The organism is Citrobacter sp. 172116965, assembly GCF_013458095.1.
Classification (GTDB): domain Bacteria; phylum Pseudomonadota; class Gammaproteobacteria; order Enterobacterales; family Enterobacteriaceae; genus Citrobacter; species Citrobacter braakii.
Window position 1 is genome coordinate 2,173,337 of sequence record NZ_CP046673.1, and the last position, 15,482, is coordinate 2,188,818.

Annotated in this window: 16 protein-coding genes and 1 pseudogene; 9 read left to right on the forward strand and 8 right to left on the reverse strand. The window is 48.7% G+C overall.

The window, feature by feature from the left end:
* The first annotated feature begins 18 nt into the window (after nucleotides 1-18).
* Nucleotides 19-267: a DUF333 domain-containing protein gene (locus tag GPJ68_RS10410; RefSeq protein ID WP_104652118.1), complete on the forward strand. Its 249-nt coding sequence runs from the start codon at nucleotides 19-21 to the stop codon at nucleotides 265-267.
* A gap of 7 nt (nucleotides 268-274) precedes the next feature.
* Here the strand turns inward: GPJ68_RS10410 and GPJ68_RS10415 are convergent, their stop codons facing one another.
* Nucleotides 275-622: a DUF488 domain-containing protein gene (locus GPJ68_RS10415; protein WP_019076603.1), complete on the reverse strand. Its 348-nt coding sequence runs from the start codon at nucleotides 620-622 to the stop codon at nucleotides 275-277.
* A gap of 198 nt (nucleotides 623-820) precedes the next feature.
* Between GPJ68_RS10415 and GPJ68_RS10420 the strand changes: the two genes are divergently transcribed.
* Nucleotides 821-1,528, forward strand: coding sequence for a CTP synthase (locus GPJ68_RS10420; protein ID WP_104652119.1), 708 nt, complete (start codon nucleotides 821-823; stop codon nucleotides 1,526-1,528).
* A 37-nt stretch (nucleotides 1,529-1,565) separates the two neighbouring features.
* Here the strand turns inward: GPJ68_RS10420 and GPJ68_RS10425 are convergent, their stop codons facing one another.
* A complete protein-coding gene (locus GPJ68_RS10425; protein ID WP_019076604.1) occupies nucleotides 1,566-2,753 on the reverse strand; it encodes a CynX/NimT family MFS transporter in 1,188 nt (395 codons plus the stop codon).
* A 99-nt stretch (nucleotides 2,754-2,852) separates the two neighbouring features.
* Between GPJ68_RS10425 and GPJ68_RS10430 the strand changes: the two are divergent.
* A pseudogene (locus tag GPJ68_RS10430) lies at nucleotides 2,853-3,651 on the forward strand (helix-turn-helix transcriptional regulator).
* On the opposite strand, the gene GPJ68_RS10435 reads toward GPJ68_RS10430, so the two are convergent.
* The 3 genes from GPJ68_RS10435 to dgcJ form a co-directional block, all read right to left on the reverse strand.
* The gene (locus tag GPJ68_RS10435; RefSeq protein ID WP_016152803.1) at nucleotides 3,628-4,074 is read right to left on the reverse strand and encodes a DUF441 domain-containing protein; all 447 of its coding nucleotides are present in this window, start codon (nucleotides 4,072-4,074) and stop codon (nucleotides 3,628-3,630) included. The pseudogene GPJ68_RS10430 and the gene GPJ68_RS10435 overlap by 24 nt on opposite strands.
* A 137-nt stretch (nucleotides 4,075-4,211) precedes the next feature.
* Nucleotides 4,212-4,715: a YbaK/prolyl-tRNA synthetase associated domain-containing protein gene (locus GPJ68_RS10440; protein ID WP_172860417.1), complete on the reverse strand. Its 504-nt coding sequence runs from the start codon at nucleotides 4,713-4,715 to the stop codon at nucleotides 4,212-4,214.
* Between the two features lie 44 nt (nucleotides 4,716-4,759).
* Nucleotides 4,760-6,250: a diguanylate cyclase DgcJ gene (dgcJ, locus tag GPJ68_RS10445; RefSeq protein ID WP_016156302.1), complete on the reverse strand. Its 1,491-nt coding sequence runs from the start codon at nucleotides 6,248-6,250 to the stop codon at nucleotides 4,760-4,762.
* A gap of 165 nt (nucleotides 6,251-6,415) precedes the next feature.
* On the opposite strand from dgcJ, the gene GPJ68_RS10450 reads away from it, so the two are divergent.
* Complete coding sequence (locus tag GPJ68_RS10450) at nucleotides 6,416-7,186, forward strand: class I SAM-dependent methyltransferase (RefSeq protein WP_047358594.1); 771 nt, start codon at nucleotides 6,416-6,418, stop codon at nucleotides 7,184-7,186.
* 14 nt (nucleotides 7,187-7,200) lie between these two features.
* A complete protein-coding gene (locus GPJ68_RS10455; protein WP_104652121.1) occupies nucleotides 7,201-7,611 on the forward strand; it encodes a hemerythrin domain-containing protein in 411 nt (136 codons plus the stop codon).
* A gap of 51 nt (nucleotides 7,612-7,662) precedes the next feature.
* Here the strand turns inward: GPJ68_RS10455 and GPJ68_RS10460 are convergent, their stop codons facing one another.
* Nucleotides 7,663-8,871 (reverse strand): IS4-like element ISVsa5 family transposase, encoded by a 1,209-nt coding sequence (locus GPJ68_RS10460; RefSeq protein ID WP_001339197.1) that lies wholly within the window; start codon nucleotides 8,869-8,871, stop codon nucleotides 7,663-7,665.
* Nucleotides 8,872-8,984: 113 nt separating this feature from the next.
* Between GPJ68_RS10460 and GPJ68_RS10465 the strand changes: the two genes are divergently transcribed.
* A complete protein-coding gene (locus tag GPJ68_RS10465) occupies nucleotides 8,985-9,623 on the forward strand; it encodes a CatB-related O-acetyltransferase (RefSeq protein WP_016156305.1) in 639 nt (212 codons plus the stop codon).
* A 75-nt stretch (nucleotides 9,624-9,698) separates the two neighbouring features.
* On the opposite strand, the gene GPJ68_RS10470 is transcribed toward GPJ68_RS10465, so the two are convergent.
* Nucleotides 9,699-10,982 (reverse strand): YeaH/YhbH family protein, encoded by a 1,284-nt coding sequence (locus tag GPJ68_RS10470; RefSeq protein WP_016152809.1) that lies wholly within the window; start codon nucleotides 10,980-10,982, stop codon nucleotides 9,699-9,701.
* Nucleotides 10,983-11,105: 123 nt separating this feature from the next.
* Entirely contained in the window at nucleotides 11,106-13,040 is a 1,935-nt protein-coding gene (yeaG, locus tag GPJ68_RS10475) for a protein kinase YeaG (protein WP_016152810.1), read from the reverse strand.
* A 434-nt stretch (nucleotides 13,041-13,474) separates the two neighbouring features.
* On the opposite strand from yeaG, the gene GPJ68_RS10480 reads away from it, so the two are divergent.
* The 3 genes from GPJ68_RS10480 (at nucleotide 13,475) to GPJ68_RS10490 (ending at nucleotide 15,406) form a co-directional block, all read left to right on the forward strand.
* Nucleotides 13,475-14,221, forward strand: a complete 747-nt coding sequence (locus tag GPJ68_RS10480; RefSeq protein ID WP_016152811.1) for a MipA/OmpV family protein — start codon at nucleotides 13,475-13,477, stop codon at nucleotides 14,219-14,221.
* A gap of 578 nt (nucleotides 14,222-14,799) precedes the next feature.
* Nucleotides 14,800-15,042, forward strand: a complete 243-nt coding sequence (locus GPJ68_RS10485; RefSeq protein ID WP_230330204.1) for a hypothetical protein — start codon at nucleotides 14,800-14,802, stop codon at nucleotides 15,040-15,042.
* A gap of 10 nt (nucleotides 15,043-15,052) precedes the next feature.
* Nucleotides 15,053-15,406 carry a hypothetical protein gene (locus GPJ68_RS10490; RefSeq protein WP_172860419.1) on the forward strand — a complete coding sequence of 118 codons (354 nt, stop codon included), beginning with the start codon at nucleotides 15,053-15,055 and terminating at the stop codon, nucleotides 15,404-15,406.
* The last annotated feature ends 76 nt before the right edge of the window (nucleotides 15,407-15,482 follow it).

Genomic DNA, 15,482 nt, shown 5'->3' on the forward strand with positions numbered 1-15,482 from the left:
TTTTTAACAGGAGTCGATATGAAACTGGCGTCTATTATTTTGCCCGGCTTGTTGGTGTTAGCGGGATGTACCACTCAGCCCGAAGCCCCCAAACCGCCGAATATTGGTCTGGCGAATCCGGCTTCGGTATATTGCGAACAAAAGGGCGGTTCGCTGATTGCGGTGCAGACCCCGCAAGGCGTAAGGTCGGACTGCAAATTACCGGGCGGGGAAGTGATTGATGAATGGGCGCTCTGGCGCAGAGATCATCCGACAAGGGGCAAATGAAATCCGGTTAGCATTGACGTATCCATTCAGCCAGCACCAGCGCGTGGTTTTGCTGGGTGTTTTTCGCCGCATACAGTAGCGTTAAGGTTTGCTGTCGGGCGATCTCTGCGAGACGCTTTCCTTCCTGCTGCTGTTGGGCGAGTTCAGCGCGATATTGCTCGGAAAAGTGTGTGAAATCAATCAATTCTGCGTGGAACGCCTTGCGTAAATCAGATGACGGCGTAAGCGCTTTATTCCATTCGTTAAAAATAAGGTCGGTCTTTTTTACCCCGCGAGGCCACAACCTGTCGACCAGTACGCGATAACCATCATTTTTTTCTGCTGGGTCATACACGCGTTTACATTGAATTTTCATCTTTTCATCCGCTCCATTAATCCACTGCTTTGATATATTTCGACACCTTTATTACGGTTAAATAAGATCGTAAAACGTGACAATTGTAACATTCTGCCCGTCCTGACTCCCAATTTAAGGGATTGTGATACCAACAAAAAATCGGTAGGCTGAGGCTCCTTATATTGTCCCTCATTGTCTGGACATAAGGAAAGCTTAATGGAAATTTCCCCGTTTAAAGATACGCTTCGCATTGCGCTGGTGGGTGATTACAGCCCTGATATTGTGGCGCATCAGGCCATTCCTCTTGCCATCGATGATGCCGCTGCCGTCCTGGAATTAGTGGCTGATTATGACTGGCTAACCACCTCTGATATTAGCAGCAGTGAAGATCTGATTGGCTATGATGCTATTTGGGTCGTTCCTGGCAGTCCATATCGGCACCTGGAAGGCGCACTGATCGCGATACGCTACGCGCGTGAAAACAGCATCCCATTCCTCGGGACCTGTGGCGGTTTTCAACATGCGATTCTGGAGTATGCCCGCAACGTGCTGGGCTGGAGTGATGCTGCCCATGCGGAAACGGATACCACGGGGCGGATGGTCATCGCACCGTTGACCTGCTCGCTGGTAGAAAAAACGGATGATATTGAACTGAGGGCCAATACGCTGATTGCCAAAGCCCACGGACGGGGTGTTATCTCCGAGGGGTATCACTGCAACTATGGCGTATCGGAAGATTTTGCCGCCGAGATTGAGAGCGGTGATCTTCGTGTGACTGGCTGGGATGAGGCTGGTGATATCCGTGCCATTGAGCTGGTGACGCATCCTTTTTTTGTCGGCACACTCTTTCAGCATGAACGTGGAGCGCTGGCGGGAAAACCCGTGCCGTTAGTTCAGGCAATGCTGCGCGCTGCGCGAGGATAAAAAAACGGGCAGGTTGTACCCAAACCTGCCCGCTGCATTATGCGCTTGCGATCTCCCGATTACGCCCTGCGCACAGACCAAACACCGCCATCAGTATCGCTAACACGGCAACCCCAGCTAATGGAATCAGCCAGCTACCATTGAGGTCGTGAATCTTACCCATCAGCGGTGGCCCACAGGCAGCCAGTAAATACCCGACGGACTGTGCCATGCCGGACAGGGCCGCGGCCTGATGCGCTGAGCTTGCGCGCAGGCCAATAAAGGTCAAACCAAGGATCATCGTAGCGCCTGAGCCAAAGCCAAACAGTATGGTCCACAGCAAAGCCTGCCCGGGCATTACCGCGAATCCCGCTGCGCCGATGGCGCACATTAACGAAACCAGTGCGGCGATGGCGCGCTGATCCTTAAATCTGTTCAGGACGAGAGGGATCAATAACCCCGGCGCGGCGGTTGCCAGTTGCAGTAAACCATGCAACGAACCGGCCTGCGCTTCGCTGTAGCCGTGGCTGATTAAAATGGCGGGTAGCCAGCCAATGATCACGTAGTAGATAAGTGAATTGATCCCGAGAAACAGCGTCACCTGCCAGGCGAGGCTCGAGCGCCAGATCGCGCGGGAATGCAAAGCGCGCGAGTTGCTCAAACTGGCATTGGCCGTCTGGCGACATTGGGGTAACCAGATAATCAGCGCCAGCAGCGGAAAGACCATCAGTACCATCAGCGCACCGCGCCAGCCAAACCCGTTCAGCGCCAGCGGAACCACAATAGCTGAACCCAGTGCCGCCGCTGCGCCCATAGTCAGCGAGTATGCGCCAGTGAGTTTTGCCACATGCTGAGCAAAATCACGCTTAATCAGCCCAGGTAACAGCACATTTCCCAGCGCGATTCCGCAACCAATGATAGCGGTACCGCTAAACAGGAAACCTGGCGTGGGCAGCGAACGTATCGCAATACCTACGCAAATCAGTAGCATTGCGGCAAACAGGCTGCGTTCGATACCCCAACGGCGTGCAACGGCGGCGGCCAGAGGCGATACCAGTGCGAAGGCCAGCAGCGGCAGGGTGGTCAGAAGTCCCGTCTGGGCGGTACTCAGGCCGTAGTCGGTGCGAATTGCATCCAGCAACGGGGCGGCTCCGGTAAAGGTGACGCGCAGCGTGGTGGCAATCATCAGGATCCCCGCGATCAGCCAGGCTGCGTTTTTGCCGCGGGAGGAAGGCATATTTGTCATTTTTTTCTCATATCGTCAGGCGAGGCGATACTTTAGCGTTTTTACTCAATGGATGAATCAAGCTAAAATGACAGTTTATCGCTAAAAACGGACATTTTTATGTTAGGACTGAGGCTGGATGGGTATGAGCCCGACCTTTACCACGATGCGGCGGTGGCGTTTTGTATACAGGCCCGGGAAGATGAACTCTTCAGTCCGCTGCATCAGCACCGTAAGGGGCAGTTGATTCTGGCCTTGCATGGCGCGATCACCTGTGAGGTTGAAAATGCTATGTGGATGGTGCCTCCACAATATGCGGTATGGATCCCCGGTGAAATTCCACACAGCAACCACGTTACCGTTGGGGCGCAACTGTGCTTTTTGTTTATTGAGCCGCAGGCAGTAGTGATGCCTGAACGCTGCTGCACCCTGAAAATCGCCCCGTTATGTCGGGAGCTCATTCTGGCGCTGGCGTCCAAAACGGATGATCAACGGCTGGAGCCGTCTACCCAGCGGCTGACGCAAGTGTTATTTGATGAACTCCCGCAGCAGCCGCAGGAGCAAATGCAGTTGCCGGTTTCCGATCACCCGAAAATCCGCAGAATGGTCGCGACGATGGCGCGGGAGCCCGCGCAGTGGCAGACGCTGGGACAGTGGGCCAGCGTATTTGCGATGAGTGAGCGGAACCTCGCCCGTCTGGTCGTTAAAGAAACGGGGTTGAGTTTTCGCCGCTGGCGTCACCAGCTTCAATTGATTCTGGCGCTGCAGGCGCTGATAGATGGTCATAACGTGCAACAGGTTGCACACATGCTCGGTTACGATTCGACCACGGCATTTATCACCATGTTCAAAAAAGGCCTGGGACAGACGCCAGGCCGTTATCTGGCTGGACTGGCTACTGCTTCCCAACAATCAATGACACCAGACCTGCCGCAATGAGCGGTCCCACCGGCACACCGCGAAATAGCGCCACGCCCAGTACCGTACCCACCAGTAAACCGGCCACAAGCTGAGGCTGGCTACCCATGAGCGTGACACCGCGCCCGCCAAGCCAGGAGACGAATACCCCGATGGCAATAGCGACCAGTGATTTCCAGTTCACAAAGGAGTGGATAAGCGTGGAGGGGGGGAGCGTTCCGCTGGCGATCGGCGCCATGACGCCAATGGTTAGAATTATAATCCCGACGGTCAGGCCCTGTTTTTCTATCCATGGAAAGAAAGTATTCAGAGGGGTAACACGAACAATGATCAGCACCAGAATTGAAACAGCGACAGTGGTGTTGTGGCTGACAAAGCCCAGAGCTGCCAGTCCGAGCAGGATCAGCAGAGTGACATCAAACATCGTAGTTTCCTTGCCAAAAGAAAAAATAAGCCTGCTTACTGTACGCGTAAACGCGTGACGGAACAGGCTTTTTTTAATGATTATGATTTTTTTTGGGCTAATGCACGATGCTACGTTTTTACACCTGACTCGGACGGCTATGGTACGCGGCGGAACGGGAGTAATTCCGGTTTCGCGATACGCAGGTAATCTGCGGTATCCATAATCACGGATTTTTCCAGCACTCCGGCATTGAACGCAATTTCATTAAAACGCTCAAACAATAGCGGATCGGCGACCAGCTTAAGTTTTGGATGGAAGCTAAACGGTGGGATAGCGCCAAATACGCAACCTGTCAGTGCATCGACTTCCGCCGGGCTGGCAAGTGATGCTCTTAACCCGCCGATATGACTGGCTAACAGGCTCAGGTCGGCCTGCTGGTCGGCAGAAAGAATCGCCAGGACATGCTGATTAACGCCGTTGCCTTTGACCTTACAAACCAGCGCTTTTGCTCCCTGGCCCAGTGCGGTACCGCGAATTTCAGAAACCGCTTCACATTTGCCGACCGCTTCATGGCTTACCACGCGATACGTCGCGCCTTGTTCTGACAACAGCGAAATTAAACGCTGATGCGTTGCGTTACCTTTGTTCACTTCCGTCATGACTTACTCCTGGTACAACAATGAAAATCCTGTCAGAAAAATGATTACGCATCCGCGCGTTTTTTCTGTTTGTTCAGGTAGAGCTGTGCATCGGATGCTTTGTAGGCATCATCAATGGTGTCGTTTGGCTGCATATTATAAATCCCTGCGGAGAAGCTGATTGCTCTATCTTGCGCAATAATTTGTAAGTTATAGCGAATCCTCTCCAGCAGACGAGGCGTTAATTCAGCGGGGTAATCAATGAGGATAATGCAAAACTCATCCCCACCGAGGCGGATGGCATAGTCGTTTTTGCGAATCGAGGTTTGAATGGCTCTAGCCAGAATGGTGATAATGCGATCGCCTTCCTTATGCCCCAGCGTATCATTAATGACTTTTAGTTTATCGCAATCAATGGCGATAAAGGTCACGAGGGTTCCCGCGTTTACTAACTGCTGTAAACGCTGTTCGAGCGTCGGCGTTAAAATTTTGCGGTTGTAGAGCCCGGTCATTGCGTCACTGATATTTTCACGCGTGACGTTGTGATACAGCCGAAAATGCGTTCTGACCATATTCAGCAACAGTATTGTCGCCAGCAGATAGAAGGCGAATACTTTCCAGGAGGAGACAATAAAGTACATAAAATCAAGCGATAAGGTGATGCGTATACCGCCGGGCATGTCCTCCTGGTAGTGAACATAGCTAAACAGGTTGTTCTCACTTTGGTGAACGAGTATCTCTTTACCTGAGTTGATGTCCGAAAGCGTCACGTTAAGATAGCGCCAGACGAGAGGGCGGTCGCTGGTATAGAAAATATTCTTTAAATTCTCTTTGTTGATATCCACCATCACCACGCCTTTTAACTTACCGGCATAGTAGACCGGTGTTAAAAAGCTCATCACTTTTTTCTCGGTCAGGTTATCTTCATAAATACGGGAGATTACCGTGCGGCCAGTGAAAATACCGTCAATATCATTCTGGTTGATACCCAGGTTTCCTTTTTGCAAAAACGACCAGTTGTGTATCGCAAATTTCCGCGAATCGACCAGATCAAAGAAATAGACGTAGTTATTTTTGAGATCGACGTAATATCGAAATTTATACTCCTGCATACCTAAACCATGACCGTAATCTTTCTGCTCACGATTAACGTTTACCGCCCGGTCAAAAGAGGGCAGTAGAAATATGTCTTCAAGTTTCTCGCTACATTTTGTAGTGGGGGTTTGCAACGTACCGTGTAATGGTAGGTAGTTATGCTGGGTGAGGTTGAGCCCATGAGTGCCGTTAACGCTGTCGAAAGCGTTGCAAAGTGCTTTTTGTTGCTCGATAGAAGCGGGTACCTGGGGGGATGAAAATGTGCGCATCAGATGGGCTGCAATACTTTGATTAGTATACTTATCATAGAGAAACGATGAGTCGGCTTTCTCATTGATATAGCGCATGTACGCATTCATTGCTTTATCGCTGGCAATGAGCTCATAAACCAAAAAAGAAAATGTCAAAACAACTACGCTGACGGAGATAAAGAGCCTGAGCGCTTTATGATGCAATTGCATAATGATGTACAGCCCTGTAAGTCTGATACTTCAGTCTATCACACGGCATTCATCCGCTCTAACGCTACTGGGAAGGGCATTTTGTAATAAAAATCATTCGCGTGCTTCACCTTTAACTCTTATTGTTGTATTTATAATGCAACTTATAAGAAAGGAGACAAGCAGATGAGCGCGACTGATAAAGCGGGCCATACGTTCTTAGCCAGTCTGGGCAAAACCCGTCTGCGTCCGGGGGGCGTTGAAGCAACAGAGTGGTTGTTCAGCCAGTCACAACTGACGCCCGACAGCCAGGTGCTGGAAGTGGCGTGTAACATGGCCACGACGGCGATAGAGTTAGTTCAACGTTTTGGTTGTACGGTATACGCCATTGATATGGATAAAACCGCACTGGCAAACGCCAGAAATAACGTGGCGGCAAATGGTCTGGAAAATCACATTCACGTTATGGCAGCTAACGCTAACACCCTTCCATTTGCGGATAACAGTTTCGACGTTGTGATCAACGAAGCCATGCTGACAATGTATGCCGATAAAGCGAAGGCGAAGTTAATTGCCGAATATTATCGCGTATTGAAGCCCGGCGGGCGTCTGTTAACTCACGACATTATGTTCACCGCACAAAAACTGGGCACGGGCGAGCAGGGCCAGCTTGTAGAGGTAGTGAAATCAAACGTTAGCCCGATGACCAGCCAAGGCTGGCGCGATTTATTTCTGAACGGTGGGTTTGCACAGGTCTTGCAGCAGAATGGTGATATGTCGCTGATGTCGCCGCGAGGATTAATTCGTGATGAAGGGCTGACTGGGGCGGTTAAAATTGTGTTTAACGGCTTACGCACACGCGAAAATCGTCGCCGGTTCCTGAAAATGTTTCGCTTCTTCCGTTCGCAACGTCACCAGCTAAACTACATTGCCTGCTGCTCCGTAAAGGGAAAATAAAAAAGGATAAACGGATGAATATTGATAAAATGAAAAATCAGCATGTTGAAATTCTGGAAAAAATATCATTTCTACGTACCTTGAGCCATGCAGGCGTATCATCCAATGCCCAGGAAATTGCAACTGCGATCGTTAGCATGAGTGCCATTATAAAAACACATTTGTCTGCTGAAGATCAGTTCCTTTATCCACATATTGAGCAGGATGGAAATAGTACGCTCAGACAGGTTAGCTCAAAATTTCAACGTGAAATGACGGATATCGTCAGCGAATATGAAGTTTTCTCTCGGCGCTGGAATATTGCCAGTAAATTAAAAGGTAATGATGAGGCATTCAGACGTGATGCCAACAATGTTCTACGCAAAGTGTATGTGCGTATGCAAAAAGAAAATAAAGACTTCTATCCGCTGGTGGAAAGGATGTAGGGTGTTTTAAAACACAATGATAAAAGGATGGCGAAGTGCTGAGAGATCCCCTCATAATTTCCCCAAAGCGTAACCATGTGTGAATAAATTTTGAGCTAGTAGGGTTGCAGCCACGAGTAAGTCTTCCCTTGTTATTGTGTAGCCAGAATGCCGCAAAACTTCCATGCCTAAGCGAACTGTTGAGAGTACGTTTCGATTTCTGACTGTGTTAGCCTGGAAGTGCTTGTCCCAACCTTGTTTCTGAGCATGAACGCCCGCAAGCCAACATGTTAGTTGAAGCATCAGGGCGATTAGCAGCATGATATCAAAACGCTCTGAGCTGCTCGTTCGGCTATGGCGTAGGCCTAGTCCGTAGGCAGGACTTTTCAAGTCTCGGAAGGTTTCTTCAATCTGCATTCGCTTCGAATAGATATTAACAAGTTGTTTGGGTGTTCGAATTTCAACAGGTAAGTTAGTTGCTAGAACCCATGGCTCCTTTGCCGACGCTGAGTAGATTTTAGGTGACGGGTGGTGACAATGAGTCCGTGTCGAGCGCTGATTTTTTCGGCCTTTAGAGCGAGATTTATACAATAGAATTTGGCATGAGATTGGATTGCTTTTAGTCAGCCTCTTATAGCCTAAAGTCTTTGAGTGACTAGATGACATATCATGTAAGTTGCTGATAGGTTTCCAGTTTTCCGCTCCTAGGTCTGCATATTGTACTTTTCCTCTTACTCGACTTAACCAGTACCAACCCAGCTTCTCAACGGATTTATACCATGGCACTTTAAAGCCAGCATCACTGACAATGAGCGGTGTGGTGTTACTCGGTAGAATGCTCGCAAGGTCGGCTAGAAATTGGTCATGAGCTTTCTTTGAACATTGCTCTGAAAGCGGGAACGCTTTCTCATAAAGAGTAACAGAACGACCGTGTAGTGCGACTGAAGCTCGCAATACCATAAGTCGTTTTTGCTCACGAATATCAGACCAGTCAACAAGTACAATGGGCATCGTATTGCCCGAACAGATAAAGCTAGCATGCCAACGGTATACAGCGAGTCGCTCTTTGTGGAGGTGACGATTACCTAACAATCGGTCGATTCGTTTGATGTTATGTTTTGTTCTCGCTTTGGTTGGCAGGTTACGGCCAAGTTCGGTAAGAGTGAGAGTTTTACAGTCAAGTAATGCGTGGCAAGCCAACGTTAAGCTGTTGAGTCGTTTTAAGTGTAATTCGGGGCAGAATTGGTAAAGAGAGTCGTGTAAAATATCGAGTTCGCACATCTTGTTGTCTGATTATTGATTTTTCGCGAAACCATTTGATCATATGACAAGATGTGTATCCACCTTAACTTAATGATTTTTACCAAAATCATTAGGGGATTCATCAGGGCGAAGTGTCAGAAAAACACTGGTCGAGAATGGAATACCTTCATCAGACAGTAACCAACCCTAATATAGTTATTAAGGGTACGCATAGCTATTACAGTGACTGCTGGGATCATGGATTCGAACGTTCGGTGGTGCGGTATTTACTCGGTGATGAGATCAGCCGGGACTGGGAACCGCTTGGGCATTTGGATAAGTTGATTATTGGGAATTTCGTCTGCATTGGCGCTGAGAGCGTTATTCTGATGGGGGGAAATAGTACGCACCGGCTTGACTGGATCAGTCTTTATCCCTTTATGGCGTCGATCAAAGATGCCTACGAGTTTCGGGGTGACACGGTGTTGCATGATGGTTGCTGGTTAGGCATGCGCGCCATGATCATGCCTGGCGTTACGCTCGGGGAAGGCGCTGTTGTCGCAGCAGGTGCGGTGGTGACTAAAGATGTGCCACCGTATGCGGTAGTCGGCGGCAATCCGGCAAAAATAATAAAATATCGCCTGCCGGTGGGGGATATTGAACGAATACTGGCTCTTAATTTGTATCAACTTCCGGAAGAGTCGCTCGTGAAAATGCAACCGCTGTTGTCTTCTGGCGATATTTCCGCGCTCGAAGTGGAAGTGGCTAGCCTGAGACAAAATGCTAAATGACATGACATGTGGTCGAAACGCGAAGTCATAAAAATCAACCAGAGGAGATAACCTCTGGCTGATTTATGTATGTGGTTAGCTATTGCTGGTTGTACTTTGCTTATGAAACAGTTCGCGAAAGACCGGATAAATATCATCCTGGTCGCGGATATGCTGCATCGCAAAGTTTTCAAACGTTGATTGCAGATGTTCGTATTCACGCCACAAGGTCTGGTGCGCGCGACGGGTGATTTCGATATAGCTATAATATCGCACCATCGGCAGCAGTTTTTTCGCCAGAATCTCATGACACAACGGGGAATCATCCGCCCAGTTATCACCGTCCGAGGCCTGTGCGGCATAGATGTTCCACTGAGCCGGGTCGTAACGGTCTTTTACCACTTCATCCATTAACTTCAGCGCGCTGGAGACAATGGTTCCCCCGGTTTCCTGAGAGTAGAAGAACTCGTGCTCATCCACCTCTTTCGCCTGGGTATGGTGGCGAATATAAACCACTTCCACGTTTTTGTAGGTCCGACTCAAGAACAGATACAGCAAGATATAAAAACGCTTGGCCATATCTTTGGTCGACTGATCCATTGAACCGGAGACGTCCATCAGGCAGAACATCACTGCCTGGCTGGAAGGATCGGGCCGTTTTTCATAATTCTTGTAGCGTAAATCAAAGGTGTCGATAAACGGCACGCGTTCGATTTTTGCCCGTAGTTCGGCAATCTCTTTGCGTAACCGTTCCTCTTCCAGCAACTGCGCTGGTTCACTTTTTGCGATGGTTTCCAGATCCGCTTCGAGCGCATGCAATTCGCGACGCTTACCTGCCGTCATCGCTGTGCGGCGCGCCAGTGAGTTTTGCAGGGAGCGCACCACGCTGATGTTGGCAGGCACGCCGTTAGAGGTGAAACCTGCCCGGTGCGTTTTGTACTCCGTTAACTGACGCTGCTGATTCTGCTTCAGGTTAGGAAGTGCTAAATCTTCGAACAACAGATCGAGATATTCATCTTTAGAGATCTGGAAGACGAACTCATCCTGACCCTCGCCATCCTGGCTGGCCTGGCCTTGTCCGCTTCCTGAACCACCGCCGCCGCCCTGCGGGCGTTCAATGCGGTCGTTCTGCACAAAATGGTCGTTACCCGGATGCACGCGATGGCGCAAGCCGCCACGCCCCTGATGGAACATCGGTTCGCTAATATCATCAGTCGGAATAGAGACAGATTCGCCGCTATCCACATCAGTCACCGAACGCTTGTTAATGGCCTCGGAGATCGACTGTTTAATTTGCGATTTATAACGGCGTAAGAAGCGCTGGCGGTTTACCGTGCTCTTGTTTTTGCCGTTAAGACGCCGGTCAATAAACCAGGTCATAAGCCCCCCGTACTGCATTTGCCAACTTTATGCTACATCAGTAACGCCGGATGCGCTGAGCATATCCGGCCTACGGATGTGTATTGTAGGCCCGGCAAGCGTACGCGCCTCCGGGCACTTATTTTAAGACGATTTACGTACGCGCAAATACCATTCGCACAGTAAACGCACCTGTTTACGCGTGTAGCCTTTTTCCATCATCCGGTCGACAAAATCGTCGTGTTTTTTCTGCTCGTCAGTTGAGGTTTTGGCGTTGAACGAAATGACCGGCAGCAGCTCCTCGGTATTGGAGAACATTTTCTTCTCAATGACCGTGCGCAGTTTTTCGTAACTGGTCCAGTTTGGATTGCGACCGCTGTTATTCGCTCTGGCACGCAGAACAAAGTTGACGATCTCGTTACGGAAATCTTTGGGGTTACTGATACCCGCCGGTTTCTCAATTTTCTCCAGTTCTGAGTTCAACGACTCGCGGTCAAACAGCTGACCGGTATCCGGGTCGCGATACTCCTGATCCTGAATCCAGAAATCCGCATAAGTGACATAACGGTCGAAAATGTTTTGTCCATATTCGGAATAGGATTCGAGATAAGCCGTCTGGATCTCTTTGCCAATGAACTCAGCATATTTCGGGATCAGATAGCCTTTCAGGAACTCAAGATAACGTTCTGCCAGCTCCTGCGGGAACTGTTCGCGCTCGATTTGCTGCTCCAGTACGTAGAACAGATGCACCGGGTTAGCTGCCACTTCGGCGTGGTCAAAGTTAAAGACGCGTGAGAGGATCTTAAACGCGAAACGCGTGGAAAGACCGTTCATTCCCTCATCGACCCCGGCGTAATCCCGATACTCTTGATAGGACTTCGCTTTTGGATCGGTATCTTTCAGGCTTTCCCCATCGTAAACGCGCATCTTCGAGTAAATGCTCGAGTTCTCAGGCTCTTTCAGGCGAGAAAGAATGGTAAAGCGAGAGAGCGTTTCCAGCGTGCCCGGTGCGCAAGGCGCATGGGTCAGCTCACTGTGGTTAAGCAGTTTTTCGTAAATTTTGATCTCTTCGGAGATCCGCAGGCAATAAGGCACTTTGACGATGTAAACACGGTCAAGGAACGCCTCATTGTTTTTATTATTACGGAACGTCACCCATTCGGACTCGTTCGAGTGGGCAAGAATAATTCCGTTAAACGGCAGGGCAGAGATACCTTCTGTCCCGTTGTAGTTTCCTTCCTGGGTTGCGGTCAGCAGAGGATGCAGCACTTTAATTGGTGCTTTAAACATCTCAACGAACTCCATAATCCCCTGGTTTGAGCGGCACAGTGCGCCCGAATAACCGTAGGCATCAGGATCGTTCTGGGCGTGGTGTTCGAGTTTACGAATATCCACTTTCCCGACCAGCGCAGAAATATCCTGGTTGTTTTCATCACCAGGCTCCGTTTTGGCAATAGCGATCTGCTCCAGAATAGACGGCCAGACTTTGACAACGCGGAATTTTGTAATGTCCCCGCCAAAATCATGCAGACGTTTTGCAGCCCAGGGCGACATGATCGTACCGAGATAACGACGTGGGATCCCATACTCTTTTTCCAGGATCTGCGCGTCTTCCTGTGGGTTAAACAGGCATAACGGATGATCGTTTACCGGGCTACGCTCGCCGTTGGCGCTCAGGACATAAATCGGTACTCGCTGCATCAGCGACTTCAGCCGCTCAGCAAGAGATGATTTCCCCCCTCCCACAGGCCCCAGCAGATACAGAATCTGCTTCTTCTCTTCCAGACCCTGAGCCGCATGCTTCAAATAAGAAACAATCTGCTCAATGGCCTCTTCCATGCCATAAAACTCTTCAAAAGCGGGGTATCGTGCAATCACCCGATTCGAAAAGAGTCGAGAAAGACGAGGTTCGTGGGCAGTGTCGACCATGACAGGCTCACCAATAGCCATTAATAGCCGCTCTGCCGCATTGGCATAAGCGCTGCGATCTTGCCGACAAGTGGTAAGAAACTCCTGCAGCGTGAACTCTTCGTCCTTGGCAGCTTCATAACGCTGGCGATAGTGATCGAATATATTCATGGTATGCCGTCCTTTCGTTTTTTTAGCACATGTTAAGAGCCGTTCATATGAATAGTAGAGGCCCCTGAAGAGGTAAACTGAACGACGTCGCTGCTGAAGAAATAAGCAACTCTCATGCCATTGTGGTGGTCAGGAGATCAACGTATTCGGTGATACACCTTCTAAAATTAAGCGTAGATGGCATTTGCAAAACTTGCCTGTGTGCGCAAATGAATTTCAATGGCATATCAATAACTCATCAGCAAAAAAAGCATATCTTTTGTAAATCTATGGGGCAGGATTCATGCGGTGTTCACTGTCCTGCAAGCAAAATGTCATCACTCGCTGAGAAATTAGGGGGTTACATTCTGGGGCGAATCCGTAAAATAGTTGGGCTGAAGCGTATTGACGGTTAAACTTTGACCGCTACACATTTAAATAAGGAATTATTGACTGTGACCAAACTCAAACTTCTGGCACTTAGCGTGCTTATTGCCACTTCCGCTAACGTCGCACAGGCAGAGAGCAACCTGACGCTGGGCGCAGGCGTTGGTGTGGTTGAGCACCCTTACAAAGATTACGATAGTGACGTTTACCCGGTCCCGGTTGTGACTTATGAAAGCGATAACTTCTGGTTCCGTGGTCTGGGCGGTGGTTACTACCTGTGGAATGACGATACCGATAAGCTGTCGGTGATGGCCTATTGGTCGCCAATGTACTTCAAACCGGGTGACAGCGACGACAACCGTCTGCGTAGTCTGGATAAACGTAAGAGCACCATGATGGCTGGCCTTTCTTACATTCACAACACGCAATACGGTTTCCTGCGTACCAGCCTTGCAGGGGACACGCTGGATAACAGCAATGGTATTGTATGGGATCTGGCGTGGTTATACCGCTATACCAATGGCGGTCTGACGTTGACTCCGGGGATTGGTGTCGAGTGGAACAGTGAAAACCAGAATGAATACTATTATGGTGTTTCACGCCATGAATCTGCCCGTAGCGGCTTGCGTAGCTACGATCCTGAAAGCTCCTGGAACCCGTATCTGGAGCTCAGCGCAAACTATAACTTCCTGGGCAACTGGAGCGTATACGGTACTGCGCGTTATACCCGCCTGTCTGATGAAGTGACAGACAGCCCGATGGTGGACAAATCCTGGACGGGTCTGATTTCAACGGGTGTTACCTACAAGTTCTGATACCACTGTGTGTCAAACACTCGCCCGCAGAGATGCGGGCTTTTTTGTGCATATCAGAGATGAATATTGATCCAAAACATGTGATTTGATTTTTTGTGCTGTTTTGGCATTACATCGGCCGCAACAAATAGTTAACGTATTTTTCCTGCCGCAATTACCAAAATTAAACCTGTTGTTTGATGAGACTGAAATCTATTCGTTTGTGAATGGAAGAGTATCTGTACAGTTTCACGAATTATTGTTCTGGGAGAGTGATTTCTGGTTTCGCAATATATTGATAATATTCTATTTTATAATCACGGTATAATTTTATCGTGAAACTCTCGCCACTAAAAATAGCAAGATAACTATTTTATTATTTTTGTGAGACGATGAAAGTTAACTTTCATTTGAAAAAATAAAATCATTAAGTTAATTTTTATTTTACATCTTTTAGGTATTTATCTGAAAACATTAAAATTGACATTAAATAAGCGATTGCAGATATTACTCCAACTTAATAAGTAAAGACAGTAACGCTGCATGGCTCAGATATTAAATGTCATGTGGTTTTCTTGCGAATAAACCTGGTAGAGATAATGAAAAAGGTAATCATGATAGCAGTGATGGGTGGGATTCTGACGGGATGTTCCACCGAGGCTTCACGCATGAGTGCTTGCGAAAGCAAGGGCGTGAGCCGCGATGCCTGCTATATCGCTGAGCAAAACCGTCAGGCGACAATCAATGCCGTAGCTGAAAAACAAGCTATGGAGAACGCGCAAAACGTATATAACTCAAATGATACTAATTCCAGTCATCACCACAAACACAATAATTATTAAGGTGTAACTTATGAAGAAATTAATAATTATCGCTGCACTGGTCGCAACATCTGCTGCTGCACCAGCCTATGCCATCAGCGAGGCTTACCGTCAGCAGTTACAGCATGAACATAAAACGATGGTCAGCGATGCTAATGCTCCGGTGCACGCCAGTAAAATCACACCCGTACATGTGAATAAACTGGGCGTAGACTTTAAACGTGGTGCTGATGGTATTGCTTATATTAATGGCAAAGCTGCGGTAAATGATGAGAACAATGCAGACGCTCAGTCTTATAGCGCGGGCTTGATTTCCGTTATTGTCTATAAAAACGGGAAAATTAACGCGATGAAAGAAGGGAAATATTTAGGTCGCTTAAAATAACCGCAGTGCAGTTAAGATTTTCTGTCATTCGGCCCGGGAGCATTGTTTGTTCCCGGGTTTTTTATTGCCGTTGCCA